Source organism: Ruegeria sp. AN11 (assembly GCF_056536005.1).
On the sequence record NZ_JBQFJD010000001.1, the window covers coordinates 145,348 to 168,294 of the forward strand.

General features: G+C 59.3%; 27 protein-coding genes. All 27 read left to right on the forward strand.

Annotation, left to right across the window (positions count from 1 at the left end):
* Positions 1 to 52 precede the first annotated feature (52 nt).
* The 27 genes from ACR3EQ_RS00735 to ACR3EQ_RS00865 all read left to right on the forward strand — a co-directional run bounded on the left by ACR3EQ_RS00735 (position 53) and on the right by ACR3EQ_RS00865 (position 22,947).
* Positions 53 to 907 carry a hydroxymethylglutaryl-CoA lyase gene (locus ACR3EQ_RS00735; RefSeq protein WP_170615346.1) on the forward strand — a complete coding sequence of 285 codons (855 nt, stop codon included), beginning with the start codon at positions 53 to 55 and terminating at the stop codon, positions 905 to 907.
* Positions 908 to 1,438, forward strand: a complete 531-nt coding sequence (locus tag ACR3EQ_RS00740) for a P-loop nucleotide/nucleoside kinase family protein (protein ID WP_480489562.1) — start codon at positions 908 to 910, stop codon at positions 1,436 to 1,438.
* A complete protein-coding gene (locus ACR3EQ_RS00745; RefSeq protein WP_170677832.1) occupies positions 1,431 to 2,219 on the forward strand; it encodes a crotonase/enoyl-CoA hydratase family protein in 789 nt (262 codons plus the stop codon). Before ACR3EQ_RS00740 ends, ACR3EQ_RS00745 begins: the two co-directional genes overlap by 8 nt.
* A gap of 186 nt (positions 2,220 to 2,405) precedes the next feature.
* Positions 2,406 to 2,771 carry an NADH-quinone oxidoreductase subunit A gene (locus ACR3EQ_RS00750; RefSeq protein ID WP_170615352.1) on the forward strand — a complete coding sequence of 122 codons (366 nt, stop codon included), beginning with the start codon at positions 2,406 to 2,408 and terminating at the stop codon, positions 2,769 to 2,771.
* Complete coding sequence (locus tag ACR3EQ_RS00755; RefSeq protein ID WP_170615354.1) at positions 2,762 to 3,295, forward strand: NuoB/complex I 20 kDa subunit family protein; 534 nt, start codon at positions 2,762 to 2,764, stop codon at positions 3,293 to 3,295. Before ACR3EQ_RS00750 ends, ACR3EQ_RS00755 begins: the two co-directional genes overlap by 10 nt.
* An 11-nt stretch (positions 3,296 to 3,306) precedes the next feature.
* Positions 3,307 to 3,909, forward strand: coding sequence for an NADH-quinone oxidoreductase subunit C (locus ACR3EQ_RS00760; RefSeq protein ID WP_170817061.1), 603 nt, complete (start codon positions 3,307 to 3,309; stop codon positions 3,907 to 3,909).
* A gap of 2 nt (positions 3,910 to 3,911) precedes the next feature.
* Positions 3,912 to 4,085 (forward strand): hypothetical protein, encoded by a 174-nt coding sequence (locus ACR3EQ_RS00765; protein ID WP_170615358.1) that lies wholly within the window; start codon positions 3,912 to 3,914, stop codon positions 4,083 to 4,085.
* Between the two features lies 1 nt (position 4,086).
* Positions 4,087 to 4,212, forward strand: a complete 126-nt coding sequence (locus ACR3EQ_RS00770) for a hypothetical protein (protein WP_475159136.1) — start codon at positions 4,087 to 4,089, stop codon at positions 4,210 to 4,212.
* Positions 4,212 to 5,435 carry an NADH-quinone oxidoreductase subunit D gene (locus ACR3EQ_RS00775; RefSeq protein WP_170817060.1) on the forward strand — a complete coding sequence of 408 codons (1,224 nt, stop codon included), beginning with the start codon at positions 4,212 to 4,214 and terminating at the stop codon, positions 5,433 to 5,435. The genes ACR3EQ_RS00770 and ACR3EQ_RS00775 overlap by 1 nt, the downstream gene beginning before the upstream one ends.
* On the forward strand, positions 5,435 to 6,532 hold the full coding sequence (gene nuoE, locus ACR3EQ_RS00780) for an NADH-quinone oxidoreductase subunit NuoE (RefSeq protein ID WP_170615362.1): 1,098 nt from the start codon (positions 5,435 to 5,437) through the stop codon (positions 6,530 to 6,532). The genes ACR3EQ_RS00775 and nuoE overlap by 1 nt, the downstream gene beginning before the upstream one ends.
* A 32-nt stretch (positions 6,533 to 6,564) precedes the next feature.
* Complete coding sequence (locus ACR3EQ_RS00785; protein WP_170615364.1) at positions 6,565 to 6,786, forward strand: DUF5337 domain-containing protein; 222 nt, start codon at positions 6,565 to 6,567, stop codon at positions 6,784 to 6,786.
* Between the two features lie 12 nt (positions 6,787 to 6,798).
* Positions 6,799 to 8,097: an NADH-quinone oxidoreductase subunit NuoF gene (nuoF, locus tag ACR3EQ_RS00790; protein ID WP_480491724.1), complete on the forward strand. Its 1,299-nt coding sequence runs from the start codon at positions 6,799 to 6,801 to the stop codon at positions 8,095 to 8,097.
* 5 nt (positions 8,098 to 8,102) lie between these two features.
* On the forward strand, positions 8,103 to 8,519 hold the full coding sequence (locus tag ACR3EQ_RS00795) for an MAPEG family protein (protein ID WP_170806545.1): 417 nt from the start codon (positions 8,103 to 8,105) through the stop codon (positions 8,517 to 8,519).
* Positions 8,519 to 8,908: a hypothetical protein gene (locus ACR3EQ_RS00800; protein ID WP_480489563.1), complete on the forward strand. Its 390-nt coding sequence runs from the start codon at positions 8,519 to 8,521 to the stop codon at positions 8,906 to 8,908. Before ACR3EQ_RS00795 ends, ACR3EQ_RS00800 begins: the two co-directional genes overlap by 1 nt.
* Positions 8,909 to 9,006: 98 nt before the next feature.
* Positions 9,007 to 9,411, forward strand: coding sequence for a DUF5333 domain-containing protein (locus ACR3EQ_RS00805; RefSeq protein ID WP_480489564.1), 405 nt, complete (start codon positions 9,007 to 9,009; stop codon positions 9,409 to 9,411).
* A 3-nt stretch (positions 9,412 to 9,414) separates the two neighbouring features.
* The gene (gene nuoG, locus ACR3EQ_RS00810) at positions 9,415 to 11,436 is read left to right on the forward strand and encodes an NADH-quinone oxidoreductase subunit NuoG (RefSeq protein ID WP_480489565.1); all 2,022 of its coding nucleotides are present in this window, start codon (positions 9,415 to 9,417) and stop codon (positions 11,434 to 11,436) included.
* A 204-nt stretch (positions 11,437 to 11,640) separates the two neighbouring features.
* Positions 11,641 to 12,678, forward strand: a complete 1,038-nt coding sequence (nuoH, locus tag ACR3EQ_RS00815) for an NADH-quinone oxidoreductase subunit NuoH (RefSeq protein WP_170615372.1) — start codon at positions 11,641 to 11,643, stop codon at positions 12,676 to 12,678.
* Position 12,679: 1 nt separating this feature from the next.
* Entirely contained in the window at positions 12,680 to 13,174 is a 495-nt protein-coding gene (nuoI, locus tag ACR3EQ_RS00820; protein WP_480489566.1) for an NADH-quinone oxidoreductase subunit NuoI, read from the forward strand.
* Positions 13,171 to 13,581, forward strand: a complete 411-nt coding sequence (locus ACR3EQ_RS00825) for a carboxymuconolactone decarboxylase family protein (RefSeq protein ID WP_480489567.1) — start codon at positions 13,171 to 13,173, stop codon at positions 13,579 to 13,581. Before nuoI ends, ACR3EQ_RS00825 begins: the two co-directional genes overlap by 4 nt.
* Positions 13,578 to 14,180 carry an NADH-quinone oxidoreductase subunit J gene (locus ACR3EQ_RS00830; RefSeq protein ID WP_480489568.1) on the forward strand — a complete coding sequence of 201 codons (603 nt, stop codon included), beginning with the start codon at positions 13,578 to 13,580 and terminating at the stop codon, positions 14,178 to 14,180. Before ACR3EQ_RS00825 ends, ACR3EQ_RS00830 begins: the two co-directional genes overlap by 4 nt.
* 4 nt (positions 14,181 to 14,184) lie before the next feature.
* The gene (gene nuoK / locus ACR3EQ_RS00835; protein WP_005984024.1) at positions 14,185 to 14,490 is read left to right on the forward strand and encodes an NADH-quinone oxidoreductase subunit NuoK; all 306 of its coding nucleotides are present in this window, start codon (positions 14,185 to 14,187) and stop codon (positions 14,488 to 14,490) included.
* A 6-nt stretch (positions 14,491 to 14,496) separates the two neighbouring features.
* Positions 14,497 to 16,686, forward strand: a complete 2,190-nt coding sequence (gene nuoL, locus ACR3EQ_RS00840; protein ID WP_480489569.1) for an NADH-quinone oxidoreductase subunit L — start codon at positions 14,497 to 14,499, stop codon at positions 16,684 to 16,686.
* The gene (locus ACR3EQ_RS00845; protein WP_480489570.1) at positions 16,686 to 18,230 is read left to right on the forward strand and encodes an NADH-quinone oxidoreductase subunit M; all 1,545 of its coding nucleotides are present in this window, start codon (positions 16,686 to 16,688) and stop codon (positions 18,228 to 18,230) included. The genes nuoL and ACR3EQ_RS00845 overlap by 1 nt, the downstream gene beginning before the upstream one ends.
* A gap of 15 nt (positions 18,231 to 18,245) precedes the next feature.
* Positions 18,246 to 19,688, forward strand: a complete 1,443-nt coding sequence (gene nuoN, locus ACR3EQ_RS00850; RefSeq protein ID WP_170615382.1) for an NADH-quinone oxidoreductase subunit NuoN — start codon at positions 18,246 to 18,248, stop codon at positions 19,686 to 19,688.
* 54 nt (positions 19,689 to 19,742) lie between these two features.
* The gene (locus ACR3EQ_RS00855) at positions 19,743 to 20,492 is read left to right on the forward strand and encodes a biotin--[acetyl-CoA-carboxylase] ligase (RefSeq protein ID WP_480489571.1); all 750 of its coding nucleotides are present in this window, start codon (positions 19,743 to 19,745) and stop codon (positions 20,490 to 20,492) included.
* Positions 20,493 to 20,503: 11 nt separating this feature from the next.
* A complete protein-coding gene (locus ACR3EQ_RS00860) occupies positions 20,504 to 21,283 on the forward strand; it encodes a type III pantothenate kinase (protein ID WP_170615386.1) in 780 nt (259 codons plus the stop codon).
* Entirely contained in the window at positions 21,280 to 22,947 is a 1,668-nt protein-coding gene (locus ACR3EQ_RS00865; RefSeq protein WP_170615388.1) for a ribonuclease J, read from the forward strand. The genes ACR3EQ_RS00860 and ACR3EQ_RS00865 overlap by 4 nt, the downstream gene beginning before the upstream one ends.

Below are 22,947 nucleotides of genomic sequence, written 5' to 3' on the forward strand. Positions count from 1 at the left end.
TTGTCGGGGCAGGTTCAGCCGTTGATCGGAACAACACAGGAGAGGCGCAGGAATGGGTGACAGAGTCGAAATCTTTGAGGTCGGGCCCCGGGACGGTCTGCAGAATGAACAGCGCCAGATCCCCGTGGCCGAGAAAGTGGCGCTGGTGAATCGCCTGAGCGATGCCGGCTTCAATCGCATCGAAGTTGCGAGTTTTGTGTCGCCGAAATGGGTGCCGCAAATGGCAGACAGTGCAGCGGTTTTGGCAGGCATTACCCGCGCGGCTGGCGTTCGCTACGCTGCCTTGACGCCGAATATGCGCGGCTATGAGGACGCTATTGCCGCACATGCGGACGAAATCGCCATATTCGCGTCGGCATCCGAAGGGTTTTCGAAGGCAAACATTAATGCGTCTATTGCGGAATCCATCGCGCGGTTCGAGCCGATTCTGGAGGAAGCGCGCCATATCGACTTGCCGGTGCGCGGGTATATTTCCTGCGTGACCGACTGCCCCTATGACGGACCGACAGCGCCGGAGAAAGTCGCCGAAGTGGCTGATGTGCTGTTTTCGCACGGCTGCTATGAGATTTCATTGGGCGATACCATCGGGCAGGGCACGCCCGACAAGATCGCGCGCATGATCCTTGCTGTTCGCGAGCAGGTGCCGGTCACAAGGTTGGCGGGGCATTTTCATGACACGAATGGCCGGGCGATGGATAATATCGATGCCGCTCTGGCACTTGGGGTGCGTGTCTTCGATGCGGCGGTCGGCGGTTTGGGCGGCTGCCCATACGCGCCGGGGGCGGCGGGGAACGTGGCGACCGAGGCGGTTGCGGCGCATCTTGAACGGTTGGGCTATGACACGGGTCTGGACGCCGTGATCCTGCAGGAAGCGGCAGAGATGGCCCGTTCGATGCGGGGCACCTGAGTGCCGGTTTTGATGTGTCTGTCCGGTTTGCCGGGTGTTGGCAAAACGACAATTGCCCGAATGGTTGCGGAGCGGACAGGCGCGTTGTGGCTTTGGATTGATCAGATCGAAACCGCCATGCAGTCGTCGCATATGAAGGTCGATGATCTTGCAGATGGCGGTTATGCCGCAGCACAAGCCGTTGCCACTGGTGCCTTGCAGCAGGGGTTTGACGTGATAGCCGACTGTTTGAACCCAATCAGCCTGACGCGAGACGCTTGGCGCGGTGTGTCGGGGAAAGCCCAAGCGCGGCATCTTGATGTGGAATTCTGGTGCTCAGACAAGACCGAACATCAAAAACGTGTCGAACATCGCACAGTCGAGTTGCCCAATTGGTCACCGCCGACCTGGCAGGCCGTTGAGAGGCGCAGATACGACCCGTTTCCAAATCCCGATGTCAGGATCGACACAGCGCAGACAGATCCGGCCGAGGCGGCGACCTTGTTGGCGGCTGCGATCCGTGAAGACCCACAGGAGAAAAACGATGTTTGAAACGATCGATATTGCAGTTGATCAGCGTGGTGTCGCCAGGTTGACCCTGAACCGCCCCGAAAAGCACAACGCCATGTCGGCGCAAATGATTGCGGAACTGACCAGCGCGGCAGCGGCGCTGGGCAAGGATGAAAACGTGCGCTTGGTTGTTCTGACCGGGGCAGGAAAGAGCTTTTGCGCCGGGGGCGACCTTGGTTGGATGCAGGACCAGATGGCAGCGGATCCCGCCACACGGTTCACCGAAGCACGCAAGCTGGCCGAAATGCTGAACGCCCTGAATACCCTGCCCAAGCCGTTGATTGGCGCCTTGCAGGGCAACGCGTTCGGGGGCGGTGTGGGCATGGCGGCCGTCTGCGATATTGCGATCGGTGTGAACAGCCTGAAGATGGGCCTGACGGAAACCCGCCTAGGTCTGATCCCGGCAACGATCGGGCCATACGTCGTTGCTCGCATGGGCGAAGCGCGAGCGCGCCGTGTCTTCATGTCCGCGCGCCTGTTTGATGCGAGCGAGGCTGTGGATCTTGGGCTGCTGGCTGAGACTGTGCCCGCCGAAGGTCTGGAGGACGCGGTGGAAGCCCATGTGGAACCTTATCTGTCCTGCGCGCCCGGGGCTGTCGCGTCCGCCAAAAGCCTTGTTCAGGCGTTGGGCCCGAAAATCGACGATGCCGTTATTGATCACACGATCAACGCCCTGGTCCAAAGGTGGGAAACACAAGAGGCGCAAGAGGGAATCAGTGCGTTCTTCGAGAAACGAAAACCTGCATGGAATAGTAAAGTTTAGCAGCATGTTCCCGTTTGTTGGATAAAGCGAAATCCGGGCGGTGTATCGGGGTCAGGCATGCAGATTAATACGGCATTCGCCGCCTGTGCTTGGTTGACCCTCTGACCCCGCACGGATAGAGAATGTCCAGTCAACACGCCAATTGACGGCGCGCCCGGGACCGGACGCGCAGGAAAGGAGCCACTCGTGGAAGAGCTGTTGCGGGAGTATCTCCCGATCCTGGTGTTTCTGGCCGTCGCCGTAGGCCTTGGAATCGTCCTTATTCTTGCGGCTGTGGTGCTTGCTGTTCGCAATCCTGATCCTGAAAAAGTCAGCGCATATGAATGTGGCTTCAATGCCTTCGACGATGCGCGGATGAAATTCGACGTCCGATTCTATCTGGTCTCGATTCTCTTCATCATCTTCGATCTGGAAATCGCCTTCCTGTTTCCGTGGGCCGTGGGCTTCCGCGACATCAGCGATGTGGGTTTCTGGTCCATGATGGTATTCCTGGCGGTGCTGACGATCGGCTTTGCCTATGAATGGAAGAAGGGGGCCCTGGAATGGGAGTGATGACGGGCGCAAACACCGCCGGCGTCGACAAGGAAGTCGCCACCCAGGCCCTCAATGCCGAGTTGCAGGACAAGGGCTTCCTGCTGACCTCGAGCGAAGACATCATCAACTGGGCGCGTACCGGGTCGCTGCACTGGATGACATTCGGTCTGGCCTGCTGCGCGGTTGAGATGATGCACACCTCGATGCCGCGCTACGATGCCGAACGGTTTGGCATTGCTCCGCGCGCTTCTCCGCGTCAGTCCGACGTGATGATCGTCGCGGGGACGCTGACCAACAAGATGGCACCGGCGCTGCGCAAGGTGTATGACCAGATGCCGGAACCGCGTTACGTGATCTCGATGGGGTCCTGCGCCAATGGCGGTGGGTACTATCACTATTCCTATTCTGTCGTTCGCGGCTGTGACCGGATTGTTCCTGTGGACATCTACGTCCCCGGCTGCCCTCCGACGGCTGAGGCGCTGCTTTACGGGCTGATGCAGTTGCAGCGCAAAATCCGCCGCACCGGCACCATCGTACGCTGAGGAGAGAGCTGATGAGCGAAGCACTCAAGGAACTCGGCATGCAGTTAGAGCTGAAACGGGCTGATTGCGTCCTGTCATGGGACGTAACTCACGGCGAGCTAAACGTTGATGTGGCCCCGTCGAACCTTGTGGAATTTGTCGAATTCCTGACGTCCGATCCGAACTGCAAGTTTTCGACGCTGGTGGACATCACCGGTGTGGACTACCCGGAACGGGCCAAGCGCTTCGACGTGGTGTACCACTTCCTGTCGATGTACCAGAATCAGCGCATCCGCCTGCGGGTCTCGATCCGCGAGGAAGACATGGTGCCCTCGATCGTGGGCGTTCACCCCTCGGCCAACTGGTTCGAGCGTGAGGTGTTCGACATGTTCGGCATCCTGTTCTCGGGCCATCCGGACCTGCGGCGTATTCTGACCGACTATGGCTTCCGCGGCTATCCGCTGCGCAAGGATTTTCCGACCACCGGCTATACCGAGGTACGGTACGACGAGGCGCAGAAGCGCGTGGTCTACGAACCCGTGTCGCTGGTTCAGGAATATCGTCAATTCGATTTCATGTCCCCATGGGAAGGTGCGAACTACATTCTGCCAGGGGACGAAAAACAGGAGACGTAATCATGGAGTTCTTGATCTGGATTATCGTGGTGGTTGCAACGGTCATTCCGATGACCAAGCTGTTGCCGCATTTCGGGATCAACAAGAACTGGGCGTTCGCTTGCGTGATTTCGCCAGTGGTCATTGTCCTTTTGTGGATGATGGCCATGAAGCTGCAAGAGATGGAGCGACGCTGACATGATGGGCGAACTGATCGTTTTAGGCGCCTTGGGCGTCTTGCTTGCGGGGGCTGCAGCGAAAGCGGCCGAAGCCGAAAAGGTCCGGGTCCGGGCTGAGGCGAAAAAGAAGAAACGAGGGCGTTGATGGACGGCTCAAGATACGATGACGGCAGCACGGACGCGCTGAGCGGAGAACAGAAGATCCGCAACTTCAACATCAACTTCGGCCCGCAACACCCTGCGGCGCACGGAGTTTTGCGTTTGGTGCTTGAGCTCGACGGCGAGATCGTCGAACGCTGCGATCCGCATATAGGCCTGCTACACCGTGGCACCGAAAAGCTGATGGAAAGTCGGACGTATCTGCAGAACTTGCCGTATTTCGACCGTCTGGACTATGTGGCCCCGATGAACCAGGAGCACGCCTGGTGTCTGGCCATCGAAAAGCTGACCGGTGTGGAAGTGCCGCGTCGCGGCTCGCTGATCCGGGTTCTGTATTCCGAGATCGGGCGCATCCTGAACCACCTGCTGAACGTGACCACGCAGGCGATGGATGTTGGCGCGCTGACCCCGCCGCTGTGGGGCTTTGAAGAGCGCGAAAAGCTGATGGTGTTCTATGAGCGTGCCTGTGGCGCCCGCCTGCACGCCGCCTATTTCCGCCCCGGCGGTGTACATCAGGATCTGCCGCCGGAATTGCTGGACGATATCGAAGCGTGGAGCCATGAGTTCCCCTCAGTTCTCGATGACATTGACGGCCTGCTGACCGAAAACCGCATCTTCAAACAGCGCAACGCCGATATTGGTGTCGTGACCGAGGATGACATCCAGAAATACGGTTTCTCGGGCGTGATGGTGCGCGGATCGGGCCTCGCTTGGGACCTGCGCCGCGCGCAGCCCTATGAATGCTACGACGAGTTCGAGTTCCAGATCCCTGTTGGCAAGAACGGCGACTGCTATGACCGTTATCTCTGCCGCATGGAAGAGATGCGCCAGTCGCTACACATCATCCGTCAGGCCATCTCGAAAATCCGTGATTGCCCCGGCGATGTTCTGGCGCGCGGCAAGATCACCCCGCCGAAACGCTCGGACATGAAGACCTCGATGGAGAGTCTGATCCATCACTTCAAACTGTATACCGAAGGTTTCCACGTCCCCGCCGGTGAGGTCTACGCTGCAGTCGAAGCCCCCAAGGGTGAGTTCGGCGTTTATCTGGTCGCCGACGGCACCAACAAACCCTACCGCGCCAAGCTGCGCGCTCCGGGTTATCTGCACCTGCAAGCCATGGACCACGTTGCCAAGGGCCATCAACTGGCCGACGTCGCCGCCATCATTGGCACTATGGACGTCGTATTTGGAGAGATTGACCGCTAATGCTTCGCCGTCTTCACCCCGAACAACCCGAAAGCTTTGCCTTCACTGCTGCGAACCAGCAATGGGCCGAAGCGCAGATCACAAAATACCCCGAGGGGCGTCAGGCCAGCGCGGTGATCCCGCTGCTGTGGCGTGCGCAGGAACAAGAGGGCTGGCTGAGCCGTCCGGCGATTGAATCCGTCGCCGACATGCTGGGTATGGCCTATATCCGCGTTCTTGAGGTTGCGTCTTTCTACTTCATGTTCCAGCTGCAACCGGTTGGATCAGTTGCGCACATTCAGGTCTGCGGCACGACGTCGTGCATGATCTGCGGGGCCGAAGATCTGATTGCGGTCTGCAAAGAAAAGATCGCCGCCAAGCCGCATAAACTGTCCGCCGATGGCAAGCTGAGCTGGGAAGAGGTCGAATGCCTCGGCTCCTGCACCAATGCTCCGATGGCGCAGATCGGCAAGGATTACTATGAGGATCTGACCGCCGAGAGCTTTGGCCAGATCATTGACGATCTGGCGGCGGGCAAAGTGCCGACACCGGGTCCGCAGAACGGGCGCTATGCGGCGGAACCCCTGATAGGGCTGACCAGCCTGACCGAGTATGACAGTGGCAGAACGCAGTATAACGCCAGCGTCGCATTGGCGACGGATCTGGGTGATACAGTCAAGCGGATCGACGGAACCGAAGTGCCGATCCTGACGCCCTGGCTGGGCAAGGATGGCAAGGCTGCTGCGACCAAGGCGGCTCCGAACCCTCCCAAAGCACCTGCGCCGGCTAAGCCTGCAGTGAAACAAGCGGCTGAGGCGAAGGCCAAGGAAAATGCGCCTGAAACGCTATCGGCTGCGCGGGATGGCAAGGCAGATGATCTCAAGCTGCTGAAAGGCGTTGGGCCGAAGCTGGAGCAAACGCTGAACGAGCTGGGATTCTACCACTTTGACCAGATCGCCGCCTGGACGCCTGATCAGGTGGCTTGGGTCGACGCGCGTTTGAAGTTCAAGGGCCGGATCGAACGGGATGGCTGGATCGAGCAGGCGGGCAAGCTGGCGGCTGGTGAAGAAACCGAGTTTGCGAAACGTGCCAAGAAAGACGGCACATACGAAGAGTGATAGCCGGTGCCCATCCGGGGCATCAATGTGTGATGGACAAGGACAAAGAACAGGCCATAGCCCGAAAGGGCCGACATATCGGTATCGTCATCGCAGTGACGATGACGATTTGGCTTGCCATGAACTTGTTTGTCGGCCCCGCGTTGGGATTGACGGCGCGACACGCGCTGCTGTTTGACTTTGCTGCGTTGGCGGCATTCATCTATGCGGGCGTGAACATTTTTCAACTCTGGCGCATGCGTCAGGAAAGCTGAAGGTAACGAATGATGCTGAAGGATCAGGACAGGATCTTTACCAACATCTACGGGATGCATGAGCGCACGCTGAAAGGCGCGCAAGCCCGGGGGCATTGGGACGGCACCGCTGGCCTGATCGAGAAGGGGCGCGACTGGATCATCCAGACCATGAAGGACTCGGGCCTGCGTGGTCGTGGTGGTGCGGGCTTTCCGACCGGTCTGAAATGGTCGTTCATGCCAAAGGAAAGCGATGGACGCCCGGCCTATCTGGTTGTGAACGCAGATGAATCCGAGCCCGGCACATGCAAGGACCGCGAGATCATGCGCCACGATCCGCATACGCTGATCGAAGGCTGCCTGATCGCGTCCTTCGCAATGAACGCGCACACCTGCTACATCTACCTGCGTGGCGAATATATCCGCGAGCGTGAGGCGCTGCAGGCCGCGATTGACGAAGCCTATGACGCTGGCTTGCTGGGAAAGAACGCCGCTGGTTCGGGCTGGGATTTCGACCTGTTCCTGCATCACGGTGCCGGGGCCTATATCTGCGGTGAAGAAACCGCCCTGATCGAAAGCCTTGAGGGCAAGAAGGGTATGCCGCGGATGAAACCTCCGTTCCCGGCAGGTGCGGGTCTTTACGGCTGTCCGACCACGGTGAACAACGTGGAATCGATTGCTGTGGTGCCGACGATACTGCGCCGTGGGGCCGACTGGTTCGCGGGCTTCGGCCGCCAGAACAACGCGGGCACCAAGCTGTTTGCGATCTCTGGCCATGTGAACAACCCCTGCGTGGTTGAAGAGGCCATGTCGATCCCGTTCGAACAGTTGATCGACTCCCATTGCGGCGGCATTCGCGGCGGCTGGAACAATCTTCTGGCGGTTATCCCGGGCGGTTCGTCCGTTCCCTGTGTGCGCGGTGAGAACATGCGCGATGCGATCATGGATTTCGATCACCTGCGCAACGATCTGGGATCTGGCCTGGGCACGGCGGCCGTGATCGTGATGGACAAGTCCACCGACATCATCAAGGCGATCTGGCGTCTGTCAAAGTTTTACAAGCACGAAAGCTGCGGTCAGTGCACGCCCTGCCGCGAAGGTACCGGCTGGATGATGCGCGTCATGGACCGCCTGGTCCGAGGCGAGGCGGAACTGGAAGAGATCGATATGCTGTTCGACGTGACCAAACAGGTCGAAGGTCACACGATCTGCGCCCTTGGCGACGCGGCGGCCTGGCCGATCCAGGGCCTGATCCGCAACTTCCGTGAAGAAATCGAGGATCGCATCAAGGCTCAGAAATCGGGCCGCATGGGTGCGATGGCTGCGGAGTGAACTCAATGGAAATCTATGCCGAATATTCCCACGCAATCGCCGCATTGGTGATTTTCACCCTGGTTGTTCTGTTTCTGTCACCGTTCACCGCGCTGGCCAAACAGGGAAAAGGGCTGGCTCCGGGGGCGACACCGGATCAGGATTATTCGGACAAGGCTTACCGCCTGAACCGGGCCTATCTGAATGGTACCGAGACGCTGCCTGCGTTTCTGGCTGTTACAGTGGCCGCAATATTGATGGGTGTCAGCCCGTTCTGGGTCAACCTTTTTGCATCGGTGGCTTTGGTTGCCAGACTGGTCATGTTGTTCGTCCATATTCGCGGCGTCGGCAAACCCAACAGCGGTTTGCGTTCCGTGCTGTACGTCGTGGCATGGGCCTGCATGTTCCTTACCGGTCTCATGGCATTGGTGGCGGCGTTCTGATGTCGACAGGTGCGCGCGAAAATACGACCCGCAAGCCAAGGGCTGCATCGATGCTGACAGTGGCGGTTGCGGCTTTGTCGCTTGTGACGGCATGCGGCCTCGTCAAACCTCCGGATGACCGGGTCACGTTCGATGGCAAATCCTTCCGGGCCAAGGCGAAAGCGGTAAACAAAAAGGCCATGCCGGCCGAGTTCACCGTGACCGTGAAAGGTGTTTCCGCGTCGTTGGACGGCGCGCTCGAAGCCGGCCGTTATGAAGGTACCAAGTTCTGTATTCAGAACTTCGGATCGTCCAGAATCGCCTGGAAAGTCGGACCTGATACGGAACCCCAGAATCTGCGGATCGCGGATGACAAACTGACATTTGCAGGAACCTGCCAGAGACCATGAAGCAGGGTTTTGCATATCGCGGCGGATTGACCGGGCAGCTATTGCATAGCGCCCGGAGAAAACTTCGTTGTGGACCTTCCAAACCGAACGGAAGGGTCATGCCCGGCGCGAAGGCAGTTGCCCTGATTTCAGTGTTAACCTTCCCGATAATGGCAGAGGCCAAGCCGCCTTTGAGGGATGTCAAAAAGATCGACAACGAACTCTACTACATCGCCATCGCAAACGAGATTTCGGAATACTGCCCGTCGATCAGCGGGCGCCGGATGAAGGCGATCGGAGTGATGTGGGGATTGCGATCCAAAGCGAACAAACTGGGGTACTCGGATCAGGAAATCCGCGCCTATGTGGACTCGGATTCCGAAAAGGACCGGATGCGCGCCAAGGGCGAGGCGTATCTGGCCCAGAACGGTGTGTCTTATGACAACCCCAAGTCCTTCTGCTCACTGGGGCAGACGGAAATCGAAAGAAACAGCGCCATTGGCGTGTATTTGAGGGCGAACTAGAGAATGTCTGACCTCCGCAAGATCAATATCGACGGGCAGGATATCGAAGTCGATGGTGCGATGACACTGATCCAGGCCTGTGAACAGGCCGGAGTCGAAGTGCCGCGCTTCTGCTATCATGAGCGCCTGTCGATTGCCGGAAACTGCCGGATGTGTCTGGTCGAGGTTGTTGGCGGCCCGCCGAAACCGGCTGCCTCCTGCGCGATGCAGGTGCGCGATCTGCGCCCGGGGCCGGAAGGACAGCCGCCGGTAGTCAAGACCAACTCGCCCATGGTCAAGAAGGCCCGTGAAGGCGTAATGGAGTTCCTGCTGATCAACCACCCGCTGGATTGCCCGATCTGCGATCAGGGTGGCGAGTGCGACCTGCAGGATCAGGCGATGGCTTATGGTCTGTCGGGCACGCGCTTCAAGGAAGCCAAGCGGGCGGTGGATGATCTGGATCTTGGACCGCTGGTCGGCACCGCGATGACGCGCTGCATCAGTTGTACCCGCTGCGTACGCTTCACCACCGAAGTCGCCGGGATCACCCAGATGGGCCAGACCGGACGTGGTGAGGATGCCGAGATCACGTCGTACCTGAACCAGACGCTGAATTCGAACCTGCAGGGCAACATCATCGATCTGTGCCCGGTCGGGGCGCTGACGTCGAAGCCCTATGCCTTCACTGCGCGGCCGTGGGAGCTGACCAAGACCGAGAGCATCGACGTTATGGATGCATTGGGTTCGAACATCCGCGTGGATACCAAGGGCCGTGAAGTCATGCGCTTTCTGCCGCGCAACCATGACGCGGTGAACGAGGAATGGATCAGCGATAAAACCCGCTTCGTCTGGGACGGCCTGCGCCGTCAGCGTCTGGACAAGCCTTATGTGCGCGAGAACGGCAAGCTGCGCCCGGCCTCATGGTCTGAGGCGCTGACCAAGGCCGCCGAGGCGCTGAAAGGGGCCGAGAAACCGGCTGGGATCGTCGGTGATCTGGCTCCGGTCGAGGCTGCGTTTGCTCTGAAACAGATGATCGAAGGGCAGGGTGGTGTTGTTGAATGCCGCACCGACGGGGCCAAACTGCCTGCGGGCAATCGTGCGGCCTATGCCGGGACTGCGGCGATCGAGGATATTGACGCTGCCGAACGCATTCTGCTGATCGGCACAAACCCGCGTGACGAGGCGCCGGTTCTGAACGCCCGGATCCGCAGGGCCTGGGCGCACGGGGCCGAGGTTGCACTGGTAGGTCCCGCTGTGGACCTGACCTATGAGTATCACCATGTGGGTGATGACCGCACGGCGCTGCAAAAGGTCGTGGACATGGGTGGCGACGATACGATCAAGGGCAAACGCTCGCTGGTCATTGTTGGCCAAGGTGCGTTGCAAGAGGCGGACGGCGCCGCCGTTCTGGCCGCCGCACAAACCATTGCTGCAAACACGGAAAGCGGCCTGATCGTTCTGCATACTGCCGCCTCGCGCGTAGGTGCGATGGACGTGGATGCGACCAACGAAAGTGGCATGGATGCCGTTTCAGCGGCGGACGTGATCTACAACCTCGGCGCGGACGAGGTCGAGATCGGTGAGGGCGCCTTCGTGATCTATCAGGGCAGCCATGGTGATCGCGGCGCGCATCGCGCCGACGTGATCCTGCCGGGTGCCGCTTATACCGAGGAAAACGGCCTGTTCGTGAACACCGAAGGCCGCCCGCAACTGGCCATGCGCGCCGGGTTCGCGCCCGGTGAGGCGAAAGAGAACTGGGCGATCCTGCGGGCCTTGTCGGCTGAGTTGGGCGCAACTTTGCCCTACGACTCGCTGGCGCAACTGCGCACCGCGCTTGTCGAAGCGGTTCCGCACCTGGCCCAGATCGATCAGGTGGTCGAAAATGAAGTTCAGCCGCTGGATGCCGGCCCGTTGGGCACGGCGACCTTCCGCAACGCGGTCAAGGATTTCTACCTGACCAACCCGATTGCGCGGGCCTCGCAGCTGATGGCCGAACTGTCGGCGCAGGCGCAGGCACGCAAGGCCGAGAAGATCGCGGCGGAATGAACCAGAGCTGTTTCATATCGCGGGCAAACGCGACTGCCGGGTGGCAGTATGCTGCGCCTGATTTGTGTGTGAAACCCAAGATTAAGGGTGGCGCATGGGCGGCGGATGCTGTTTACACCAACGCGCCGACCCAGCCGCAGTTTGCGCAGGCACGTGGCCTTTGCATCGTTCGCGGAAAACGGAATACCCACGGTGTGAGGACCAATGGCTGATTTCTTTAACACCCCAGGCGGAATAGCCATCATCATTCTGGCGCAAGTGCTTGCAGTCGTTGCCTTTGTGATGATTTCGCTGTTGTTCCTTGTCTACGGCGACCGCAAGATCTGGGCTGCTGTCCAGATGCGCCGCGGCCCCAACGTGGTCGGCGTCTATGGCCTTCTGCAATCGGTGGCGGATGCGCTGAAATATGTGGTGAAAGAGGTCGTGATCCCGGCAGGCGCTGACCGCACGGTTTTCATCCTTGCGCCGCTGACGTCCTTCGTTCTGGCAATGATCGCCTGGGCCGTGATCCCGTTCAACGATGGCTGGGTTCTGTCGGATATCAACGTCGCCATCCTCTACGTCTTCGCCGTGTCTTCGCTGGAAGTTTATGGCGTGATCATGGGCGGTTGGGCGTCGAACTCAAAGTACCCGTTCCTGGGCTCGCTGCGGTCCGCCGCGCAGATGATCTCCTATGAGGTCTCGATCGGCCTGATAATTATCGGCATCATCATTTCGACCGGTTCGATGAATTTCGGTGATATCGTTCGGGCGCAGGATGGCTCGTTCGGCTTCTTCAGCTGGTACTGGCTGCCGCATTTCCCGATGGTGTTCCTGTTCTTTATCTCGGCGCTGGCCGAAACCAACCGCCCGCCCTTCGACCTGCCCGAGGCGGAATCGGAACTGGTTGCCGGCTATCAGGTCGAATACTCGGCCACGCCCTTCCTGCTGTTCATGGCGGGAGAGTACATCGCCATCTTCCTGATGTGCGCGCTGACTTCGCTGCTGTTCTTCGGCGGCTGGCTGTCCCCGATCCCGGGTCTTCCGGACGGCGTGTTGTGGATGGTCGCCAAGATGGCGTTCTTCTTCTTCATCTTCGCGATGGTCAAGGCCATCACGCCCCGCTACCGCTATGACCAGCTGATGCGGCTGGGCTGGAAAGTGTTCCTGCCGTTCTCACTGGCTTGGGTGGTCTTCGTGGCTTTTGCGGCGAAATTCGACTGGTTCTGGGGTGCATTCGCCCGTTGGAGCGTAGGAGGCTGATATGACAAACATCGACTACACCCGCGCTGCCAAGTATTTCCTGCTGCAGGATTTCTGGGTCGGTATGAAACTGGGGCTGAAGTACTTCTTCGCCCCCAAGGCCACCCTGAATTACCCGCATGAAAAGGGCCCTCTGTCCCCACGTTTCCGCGGTGAGCATGCCCTGCGCCGTTATCCGAATGGCGAGGAACGCTGCATCGCCTGCAAACTGTGTGAAGCGATCTGTCCGGCGCAAGCCATCACCATCGATGCCGAACCGCGCGAGGACGGCAGCCGCCGCACGACACGCTATGACATCGACATGACCAAGTGCATCTATTGCGGCTTCTGCCAAGAGGCCTGCCCGGTCGATGCAATCGTCGAAGGCCCGAACTTCGAATTCGCCACGGAAACCCGGGAAGAGCTGTTCTACGACAAAGAAAAACTGCTCGACAACGGTGAACGTTGGGAGGCCGAGATCGCCCGCAATCTGGAAATGGATGCGCCGTACCGATGAGTGACAGCCCGACTAATCCGTTCGAGCTGATGATGAAGCAGGCTCAGGACATGGCCAAGGCGATGAACCCGGCGATGGAGAGTTTCTCGCCCAAAGGGTTTGAGGCGCTGTGGCCGACCATGCCGAAAGAGGTCATGGAGATGATGTTTGGCAACACCGTCAACAAGGACGGGCTGGATGCCAAAACCCGCCTTCTGCTGACGCTGGCCGGGCTGACCTGTCAGGGCGCGCATGCGGATTCGGCTGTACGTCAGACTGTGCGTCATGCGCTTGAGGCTGGTGCCAAGAAACAAGAGATCGTGGAAACGATCGGTCAGATGTCGGTCTTTGCCGGCATCCCGGCCATGACCCGCGCGCTGGATTTGGCGCAAGAGGTCATGGGCGATAACGAGGATGAGGATCAATGACCGTCTTTGCCTTCTATCTGTTTGCTATCAGCGCCATCACCGGCGGGCTTTTCACGGTGATCAGCCGCCAGCCTGTGCATTCGGTGCTGTGGCTGATCCTGTCTTTCCTGTCCTCGGCGGGGCTGTTCGTGCTGCTGGGGGCTGAGTTCGTGGCGATGCTGCTGATCATCGTATATGTCGGCGCGGTCGCGGTGCTGTTCCTGTTCGTTGTGATGATGCTGGACGTGGACTTTGCCGAGCTGAAGGCCGAGATGGCGCGCTATATGCCTCTGGCCTTGTTGATCGGTCTGGTCATCTTGATGCAGTTTGTCATGGCCTTCGGTGCCTGGGACAGCGCTCAGGGTGCGGCGGCCAATTTGGCACAGCCGGTCCCGACGGACCGCCACAACACCGAGGCGCTCGGTGTCATTCTTTACGATCAATACTTCCTTCTGTTCCAACTGGCAGGCCTGATCCTGCTGGTGGCCATGATCGGCGCTATCGTGCTGACGCTGCGCCACCGTCAGGACATCAAGCGTCAGGACATCGTCGGCCAGATGATGCGCGACCCGGCCAAGGCGATGGAGTTGAAGGACGTGAAACCGGGGCAGGGACTTTGAGACGATGATCGGACTTGAACACTATCTTACGGTCGCGGCGACGCTGTTCGTCATCGGCATCTTCGGTCTCTTCCTGAACCGTAAGAACGTCATCATCCTGCTGATGAGCATCGAGTTGATGCTTCTGGCGGTGAATATCAACCTCGTGGCGTTCTCCAGCTTCCTCGGCGATCTGGTCGGGCAGGTGTTTACGCTGTTCGTTCTGACCGTGGCGGCGGCCGAGGCGGCGATCGGGCTGGCCATTCTGGTCTGCTTCTTCCGCAACCGCGGCACCATCGCGGTTGAAGACGTCAATATGATGAAGGGGTAAGAGAACATGGAAACCACCATCCTCTTTGCCCCGCTGGTGGGCGCGTTGCTTTGCGGGTTCGGCTGGAAGTTCATTGGCGAGAAAGCCGCCATGTGGACCGCGACGGGCCTGCTGTTTCTGGCCTGTCTGCTGTCGTGGATTGTTTTCTTCACCTTTGACGGTGTGACCCAGCAGATCGAGATCATGCGCTGGATCGAGAGCGGTTCGCTGTCGACAAGCTGGGCCATACGTCTGGACCGCCTGACCGCGATCATGCTGATTGTGGTGACGACGGTCTCGGCGCTGGTTCACCTCTATTCCGTTGGCTACATGGATCACGATCCGCAATGGCGCGAGGGTGAAAGCTATAAGCCGCGCTTCTTTGCCTATCTGTCGTTCTTTACCTTCGCCATGCTGATGCTGGTGACGGCGGACAATCTGGTTCAGATGTTCTTTGGCTGGGAAGGCGTGGGCGTCGCTTCCTATCTGCTGATCGGGTTCTATTATCGCAAATCCAGCGCCAATGCGGCCGCGATGAAAGCCTTTATCGTCAACCGAGTGGGTGACTTTGGCTTTGCGCTGGGGATTTTCGCGCTGTTTTTCCTGACCGACAGCATCAACTTCTCGGACATCTTTGCATCAGCTCCGGCTTTGGCCGAAGAAAAGCTGCATTTCCTGTGGGGCGAATGGACTGCAATCGAAGTGATCTGTGTCCTGCTGTTCATCGGCGCGATGGGCAAGTCGGCGCAGTTGATCCTGCACACCTGGTTGCCGGACGCGATGGAAGGCCCGACGCCGGTGTCGGCGCTGATCCATGCCGCGACCATGGTGACGGCGGGTGTGTTCCTGGTCTGCCGCATGTCGCCGCTGATGGAGTTCGCGCCGGGTGCGACCGGGTTCATCACCTTCCTTGGGGCCTCGACCGCATTCTTTGCGGCGACCGTGGGTCTGGTGCAGACCGACATCAAACGCGTTATCGCCTATTCGACCTGTTCGCAGCTGGGCTATATGTTCGTGGCCGCTGGTGTCGGCATGTATTCCGCTGCGATGTTCCACCTGCTGACGCACGCGTTCTTCAAGGCGCTGCTGTTCCTTGGGGCCGGTTCGGTGATCCACGCGATGCATCACGAGCAGGAGATGACGGAATACGGCGGTCTGCGGAAAAAGATTCCCTATACCTTCTGGGCGATGATGATTGGTACGCTGGCCATTACCGGCGTGGGCATCCCGCTGACGACATTCGGCTTTGCCGGCTTCCTGTCCAAGGATGCCATCATTGAAAGCGCCTATGCGGGCGGTACGGGTTATGCCTTCTGGATGCTGGTTATTGCGGCGATGTTCACCTCGTTCTACAGCTGGCGTCTGATCTTCCTGACCTTCTATGGCAACCCGCGCGGCGACAAGCATACGCATGATCACGCGCATGAAAGCCCGATGACAATGCTGGTGCCGCTTGGGGTTCTGTCACTTGGTGCGGTTTTTGCCGGGATGCTCTGGTACAGCCCCTTCTTTGGGCATACCGACAAGGTCGGCAAGTTCTACGGCATCCCCGTGGCCGAAGCCTCGGAGCATGCGGAAGGTCACGACGCCGAAACGCATTCCGAGCATGTGGCTGATGGTACCGCCGAGGAGCATCACGGTGACGAAGCTGAAGAAGCTCATGCGGACACAGCGCACGCGGATGAAGGGCATGGCGAGGATGCCGTTCATGGTGACAAGGACGCAAAAGGCGGCGATCACCACTATGTCTTTGCCGGAGAACCAGGTGAGGGCGCCTTGTATATCGGACCGGACAACCATGTGCTGGACGATGCACATGCGGCGCCGAAATGGGTCAAGGTTTCGCCTTTCATCGCAATGCTGCTGGGCTTTGTCGTGGCCTATTGGTTCTACATTGTGAACACATCGTTGCCTGCGCGACTGGCTGCAAACCAGCGTCCGCTGTACCTGTTCCTGCTGAACAAATGGTACTTTGACGAGATCTACGACGCGATCTTCGTCAAACCCACCGTGGCTTTGGGGCGGTTCCTTTGGAAACGCGGTGACGGCAACACGATTGACGGCTTCCTGAATGGGGTTGCCATGGGCGTAGTTCCCTTCTTTACCCGCCTCGCAGGCAAGGCGCAGACGGGGTACATCTTTACTTACGCCTTCTGGATGGTACTGGGCATCGCAGCCCTGATCACCTGGATGTCGATTGGCGGGGGCGCACACTAATGGATAACATCCTCTCCATCGTCACCTTCATCCCCGCAGCGGCGGCCGGTATTCTGGCACTGTTCCTGCAAGGCGATGATGCCGCGGCACAGCGCAATGCGAAATGGATCGCACTCCTGGCGACCACCGTCACCTTCCTGGTGTCGATCGGCATCTATACCGGCTTTGATCCGTCCAACACCGGCTTCCAGATGGTGGAAGAGGGTGAATGGCTGATGGGCCTGAAATACAAGATGGGCGTGGATGGCATCAGCGTGTTGTTCGTGCTGCTGACCACCTTCATCATGCCGCTGACCATTCTGGCCAGCTGGAATGTGACGACCCGCGTCAAGGAATACATGGTTGCCTTCCTGATGCTGGAAACCCTGATGCTGGGCGTGTTCATGGCGCTGGATCTGGTGCTGTTCTACCTGTTCTTCGAGGCAGGTCTGATCCCGATGTTCCTGATCATCGGCATCTGGGGCGGCAAGGACCGCATTTACGCCAGTTTCAAGTTCTTCCTCTACACCTTCCTTGGTTCCGTGTTGATGCTGGTGGCGATGGTCGCGATGTATTCGGATGCGGGAACCACGGATATCGAGGCGCTGATGACGCATCAGTTCTCGTCCGAAGGGTTCAGCGTTCTGGGCATCTACATTGTCGGCGGAATGCAGACGCTGATGTTTCTGGCGTTCTTTGCGTCATTTGCCGTGAAGATGCCGATGTGGCCGGTCCACACCTGGCTGCCGGACGCGCACGTGCAGGCCCCGACTGCGGGCTCGGTCGTGCTGGCGGCGATCCTGCTGAAGATGGGCGGCTACGGTTTCCTGCGGTTCAGCCTGCCGATGTTCCCCGTGGGCTCGGCGGTGATGACCGATCTGGTGCTGTGGATGTCGGCCATCGCGGTTGTCTACACCTCGCTGGTTGCGCTGGTGCAGGAGGACATGAAGAAGCTGATTGCCTATTCATCCGTTGCGCACATGGGCTTTGTGACTATGGGGATTTTCGCGGCGAACCAGCAGGGTATTGACGGTGCGATCTTCCAGATGCTCAGCCACGGGTTCATCTCGGCGGCGCTCTTCCTTTGCGTTGGAGTAATCTATGACCGGATGCACACCCGCGACATCGAAGCGTACGGAGGTCTGGTGATCCGGATGCCCGCCTATGCGCTGGTCTTCATGCTGTTCACCATGGCCAATGTCGGCTTGCCGGGCACCTCCGGGTTCATTGGCGAATTCCTGACCCTGATGGGTGCATTCCAAGTCAACACCTGGGTGACTGCGGTCGCCGCAAGCGGTGTAATCTTCTCGGCCGGATATGCGCTGTGGCTGTATCGCCGTGTTGTCTTTGGCGACCTGACCAAGGAAAGCCTGAAGGCAATGACAGACATGAGCTCGCGCGAGCGGCTGATCTTTGCGCCGCTGATCGTGATGACCATCCTGCTGGGTGTCTACCCGTCGCTGGTGACAGATGTGATCGGCCAATCGACCGCTGCATTGATTTCGAACTATGACACGGCTCTGGCCGCGGCTGAGGCCGCGACCCAGACGGCCGCCTCGCATTAAGGGAGCTTTGGAGACATGATCCAGGCTGATCTGACAATAATCCTGCCGGAAATCGTTCTGGCCGTGTATGCGATGGCTGCTCTGATCGGGGCTGTCTATACGACGAAAGACGGGCTGGCGCCGGTTCTGGTCTGGGCGACGGCAGGTCTGATGGCGCTGCTGTCCTTCTGGATTGCCACAAATGGCGACGGCACCAATGTCGCGTTCAACGGCATGTTCGTGGATGACGGGTTCTCGCGCTTTGCCAAGGTTGCAATCCTGTTGTCGGCCGCTGCCGTTCTGGTGATGAGCCAGGATTACATGACCCGCCGCGGTCTGCTGCGGTTTGAATACCCCTTGCTGGTGGCCCTGGCCGCTGTTGGCATGATGATGATGGTCAGTGCCGGCGACCTGATGTCCCTTTACATGGGATTGGAACTGCAATCGCTGTCGCTTTATGTGGTGGCCGCCCTGCGTCGTGACAGTGCAAAGTCTACCGAAGCCGGTTTGAAATACTTCGTTCTGGGCGCGCTGAGTTCGGGCTTGCTGCTCTACGGTGCGTCGCTGGTCTATGGTTTCACCGGCACCACGCTGTTCTCGGGCATTATCCAGACGGTTCACCACGGCGACGTCTCGATTGGCCTTCTGTTTGGTCTGATCTTCCTGATCTCGGGGCTTGCGTTCAAAGTGTCGGCCGTGCCGTTCCACATGTGGACACCGGACGTTTACGAAGGGTCGCCCACGCCGATCACGGCCTTCTTTGCCACCGCGCCGAAAGTGGCCGCTATGGCGCTGTTTGCCCGACTGATGCACGACGCCTTTGGTGGTGTGGTGAAAGACTGGCAGCAGGTGATCGTGCTGCTTTCGGTCCTGTCGATGCTGTTGGGTGCGGTTGCCGCGATTGGTCAACGCAACATCAAGCGACTGATGGCGTTTTCATCAATCGCCCATATGGGTTATGCGATGATCGGCCTGGCTGCAGGCACGGAAATGGGCGTCAAGGCGATGCTGATGTATCTGGCAATCTATGTGACCATGAACATCGGCACGTTTGCCTTCATCCTGATGATGGAGCGTGACGGCAAACCGGTCACCGACATTGACGCTCTGAGGCAATACTCCAAGCGCGATCCGGGCAAGGCGCTGGCCGTTCTGATCCTGATGTTCAGCCTGGCCGGGGTGCCGCCGATGCTGGGCTTCTTCGCAAAGTTCGGCGTCTGGCAGGCCGGTGTCGGCGCGGGGTTGACCGGGTTGGTCATTGTGTCGGCCATCGCTTCGGTCATTGGTGCCTTCTATTATCTGCGGATCGTGTTCTACATGTACTTCGGTGATGAGAACGAAGAACCGATCGAGACACATTCCACACCGGTTCTGTGGGTCGCTCTGATGGGGTCGGCGGCACTCATGCTGATCGGCGTGTTCTACCAGTTCGGGATCGAGGGGGCGGCTGCGGCTGCGGCGGCGACACTTGTCAACTGATCTTCCCTTTCGCAACATTCAGGAGGCTCGGTCTTGTGACCGGGCCTTTTTGACATGAGCGGTTGGCCCGCCGGATACGGCCTGCATGTTGTGCAGGAGGTGGACAGCACCCTGAACGAAGCGGCCCGGATCGCTCCGACTGCGCAGGGGCCTGTCTGGATCATGGCCCATCGCCAGACGGCGGCGCGGGGCAGACGGGGACGGGTTTGGGCCAATCCGAAAGGTAATCTGGCGGCGACCTTGCTGATGCGCCCACAGGGCAACCCGGAACAATCCGCCCTGCGGAGCTTTGTGGCTGCTCTGGCCCTGTTCGATGCATGCGTCGCTGTTTCAGGCCGGGCGACCGGTTTGTCGTTGAAATGGCCCAATGACGTTCTGCTGAACGGCGGTAAAATGGCCGGCATATTGCTGGAAAGCAACGGCCACGGGCGCGAGGTGTCGCATCTGGCGATCGGCATCGGCGTCAACCTGACCGAAGCTCCGGGAGCGGATATGGTCGAACCGGGCGCTGTTCGGCCCGTATCGTTGTTGTCGGAAACAGGGGCGCAGGTGTCGCCCGAAGATTTCCTGACGGAAATGGCCGCGGCCTATGCGCGGTACGAAACGCAGTTTGTCACATTTGGGTTTGATCCGATCCGAAAGGCATGGTTGTCCCGTGCGGCCCGGTTGGGCGAGGTTATTACCGCCCGGACCGCAGCGTCAGAAACGGTTGGAACCTTCGAAACTGTAGACGCGACAGGAAACCTTGTCTTAAACACCGCGAAAGGCCGGGTGAGCATTCCTGCGGCCGATGTGTTTTTCTGAGGGAGGCGTACATGCTTCTGGCTATCGACTGCGGCAACACGAATACCGTTTTCTCGATCTGGGATGGCGAGAAGTTCCTGTGCACCCTGCGCACATCGACCCATCACGCCCGTACGGCTGATGCGTATTTCACCTGGTACTCGACCTTGGTGAAACACTATGGGATCGAAGCGGAAATCACCGATGTCATCATCGCTTCGACCGTACCGCGTGTGGTGTTCAACCTGCGGGTTTTTGCGGACCGTTTCTTTGATTGCCGCCCGCTGGTCGTGGGCCGGCCGGACTGTCTGCTGCCCGTGCCCCCACGCGTGGATGAGGGGACGGTTCCAGGGCCGGACAGGCTGGCGAATGCCGTCGGTGCCTTTGATCGGCATGGCGGCAATGTCGTTGTGGTGGACTTCGGCACTGCGACCAATTTCGACGTGGTGGCCGCAGATGGTGCCTATGTCGGCGGCATCATCGCCCCCGGTGTGAACCTGAGTCTTGAGGCATTGCATCAGGGCGCGGCGGCATTGCCGCATATCGACATAACCCGCCCGGAAAAAGTGATCGGGACAAATACGGTTGGCTGTATCCAGTCCGGCGTGTATTGGGGCTATTCCGGGCTGATCGAAGGGCTGATTTCCCGGATCAAGGCTGAATACGGAATGCCGATGAAAGTCGTTGGAACCGGTGGGCTTGCGCCTCTGTTCGATCAGGCCGACGTGGGGTTCGACGCAATCGAGGATGATCTGACGATGCACGGTCTGACTGTGATACATCGCTACAACAAGGAAAACGGCTCGGCATGAGCAGCGAAAGATTGATCTATTTGCCGCTGGGCGGCGCGGGCGAGATTGGCATGAACGCCTATGTCTACGGGTATGGCAAACCGGGGCAGGAACGGCTGATCCTTGTGGATCTGGGCGTGACGTTTCCGGATATGGATACCACCCCGGGCGTTGACCTGATCCATGCCGATATCTCATGGCTGCGGGAACGTGCGGACCGGCTGGACGCGGTATTCGTGACCCACGCGCACGAAGACCATGTTGGTGCGGTTGCGCATTGTTATGACGCGCTGAACGCGCCGATCTATGCGCGGGCCTTCACCGCCAATATCGCGCGCCGCAAGATGGAGGAATACGGCCATCCGGAGGACGCGGTGCGCACAGCGTCTGCCTGGCCCGAACAGATTCAGGTGGGTCCGTTTACGGTCGGATTTTTGCCGGTCTCACACTCCATCCCCGAAAGTGCGGCGCTGGTGATCGACACCCCGGCTGGCCGGATCGTGCATACGGGCGATTTCAAACTGGATGCCAACCCTGTTGTCGGCGAAGCCTTCGATCCCGATCTGTGGGCCGAAGTAGCCAATCCCGGCGTCAAGGCGCTGGTCTGTGACAGTACAAACGTATTCTCTGACCATCCCGGACGCTCGGAAAGTGAAGTCGGGCCCGAAATCACACGACTGGTCGAAGAGGCCGACGGAATGGTCGTCGCGACCACATTCGCCTCAAACGTCGCGCGGGTCAAAACCCTGGCCGAGGCCGGTCAACGGGCCGGGCGGTCTGTTGTTCTGTTGGGGCGCGCCATGCGCCGCATGATCGAGGCCGCGACGGAAACCGGCATCCTTTCGGACTTCCCCCGCGTCGTCAGCGCCGAAGAGGCGGTGGATATGCCACGTCAGAACCTCATGCTGATCGTGACCGGCAGCCAGGGTGAACGCCGCGCCGCAAGCGCACAGCTGGCGCGTGGCAAGTATCGCGGACTTGAGTTGAAAGACGGCGACCTGTTTCTGTTTTCCTCCAAAACCATTCCCGGCAACGAGCGGGGCGTGATTTTCATCATGAACCAGCTGAGCGAAAAGGGCGTGGACGTGGTGGACGACAGTTCGGGTCTGTATCACGTTTCAGGCCACGCCAACCGCCCTGACCTTGAGCGGGTGCACGAGTTGATGAACCCAAAGATGGTCATCCCGATGCACGGTGAACACCGGCATCTGCGCGAACATGCGAAACTGGCCGAGGCGGGCGGCCGAACCGGTATGCTGGCCGTGAACGGGACCATGCTGGACTTGACCGGGGATACGCCCGAGGTTGCGGACTACGTGGAAACCGGTCGAACCTATCTGGACGGAACCGTCAAGATTGGCGCGCTGGATGGGGTTGTGCGAGACCGGATTCGCATGGCGCTGAATGGCCACGTGACTGTGACGGTTATTCTGGATGAAGAAGATGAACCGCTGGGCGAGCCCTGGTGTGACACCATGGGCCTGCCGGAGCTTGGGTCGTCACGCGCGGCGCTGGTCGAGGTGCTGGAGGAGGATCTGAACCAGTTCCTGATGCGGGCCGAGGCCAAAACCCTGCGCGATGATGACAAGCTGGAAGAAGCGATGCGACGGATCGTTCGTCAGAGCACAAAAACGGAGATCGGGAAAAAGCCCGAAGTTACCGTTGTCATCAGCCGGATGAAATAA

Excerpts from the sequence above, each read along its gene's own strand:
- ACR3EQ_RS00735 (WP_170615346.1), top strand. The coding sequence starts at position 53 with ATGGGTGACAGAGTCGAAATCTTTGAGGTCGGGCCCCGGGACGGTCTG.
- ACR3EQ_RS00745 (WP_170677832.1), top strand. The coding sequence starts at position 1,431 with ATGTTTGAAACGATCGATATTGCAGTTGATCAGCGTGGTGTCGCCAGG.
- ACR3EQ_RS00755 (WP_170615354.1), top strand. The coding sequence starts at position 2,762 with ATGGGAGTGATGACGGGCGCAAACACCGCCGGCGTCGACAAGGAAGTC.
- ACR3EQ_RS00760 (WP_170817061.1), top strand. The coding sequence starts at position 3,307 with ATGAGCGAAGCACTCAAGGAACTCGGCATGCAGTTAGAGCTGAAACGG.
- ACR3EQ_RS00765 (WP_170615358.1), top strand. The coding sequence starts at position 3,912 with ATGGAGTTCTTGATCTGGATTATCGTGGTGGTTGCAACGGTCATTCCG.
- ACR3EQ_RS00770 (WP_475159136.1), top strand. The coding sequence starts at position 4,087 with ATGATGGGCGAACTGATCGTTTTAGGCGCCTTGGGCGTCTTGCTTGCG.
- ACR3EQ_RS00775 (WP_170817060.1), top strand. The coding sequence starts at position 4,212 with ATGGACGGCTCAAGATACGATGACGGCAGCACGGACGCGCTGAGCGGA.
- nuoE (WP_170615362.1), top strand. The coding sequence starts at position 5,435 with ATGCTTCGCCGTCTTCACCCCGAACAACCCGAAAGCTTTGCCTTCACT.
- ACR3EQ_RS00785 (WP_170615364.1), top strand. The coding sequence starts at position 6,565 with ATGGACAAGGACAAAGAACAGGCCATAGCCCGAAAGGGCCGACATATC.
- nuoF (WP_480491724.1), top strand. The coding sequence starts at position 6,799 with ATGCTGAAGGATCAGGACAGGATCTTTACCAACATCTACGGGATGCAT.
- ACR3EQ_RS00795 (WP_170806545.1), top strand. The coding sequence starts at position 8,103 with ATGGAAATCTATGCCGAATATTCCCACGCAATCGCCGCATTGGTGATT.
- ACR3EQ_RS00800 (WP_480489563.1), top strand. The coding sequence starts at position 8,519 with ATGTCGACAGGTGCGCGCGAAAATACGACCCGCAAGCCAAGGGCTGCA.
- ACR3EQ_RS00805 (WP_480489564.1), top strand. The coding sequence starts at position 9,007 with ATGCCCGGCGCGAAGGCAGTTGCCCTGATTTCAGTGTTAACCTTCCCG.
- nuoG (WP_480489565.1), top strand. The coding sequence starts at position 9,415 with ATGTCTGACCTCCGCAAGATCAATATCGACGGGCAGGATATCGAAGTC.
- nuoH (WP_170615372.1), top strand. The coding sequence starts at position 11,641 with ATGGCTGATTTCTTTAACACCCCAGGCGGAATAGCCATCATCATTCTG.
- nuoI (WP_480489566.1), top strand. The coding sequence starts at position 12,680 with ATGACAAACATCGACTACACCCGCGCTGCCAAGTATTTCCTGCTGCAG.
- ACR3EQ_RS00825 (WP_480489567.1), top strand. The coding sequence starts at position 13,171 with ATGAGTGACAGCCCGACTAATCCGTTCGAGCTGATGATGAAGCAGGCT.
- ACR3EQ_RS00830 (WP_480489568.1), top strand. The coding sequence starts at position 13,578 with ATGACCGTCTTTGCCTTCTATCTGTTTGCTATCAGCGCCATCACCGGC.
- nuoK (WP_005984024.1), top strand. The coding sequence starts at position 14,185 with ATGATCGGACTTGAACACTATCTTACGGTCGCGGCGACGCTGTTCGTC.
- nuoL (WP_480489569.1), top strand. The coding sequence starts at position 14,497 with ATGGAAACCACCATCCTCTTTGCCCCGCTGGTGGGCGCGTTGCTTTGC.
- ACR3EQ_RS00845 (WP_480489570.1), top strand. The coding sequence starts at position 16,686 with ATGGATAACATCCTCTCCATCGTCACCTTCATCCCCGCAGCGGCGGCC.
- nuoN (WP_170615382.1), top strand. The coding sequence starts at position 18,246 with ATGATCCAGGCTGATCTGACAATAATCCTGCCGGAAATCGTTCTGGCC.
- ACR3EQ_RS00855 (WP_480489571.1), top strand. The coding sequence starts at position 19,743 with ATGAGCGGTTGGCCCGCCGGATACGGCCTGCATGTTGTGCAGGAGGTG.
- ACR3EQ_RS00860 (WP_170615386.1), top strand. The coding sequence starts at position 20,504 with ATGCTTCTGGCTATCGACTGCGGCAACACGAATACCGTTTTCTCGATC.
- ACR3EQ_RS00865 (WP_170615388.1), top strand. The coding sequence starts at position 21,280 with ATGAGCAGCGAAAGATTGATCTATTTGCCGCTGGGCGGCGCGGGCGAG.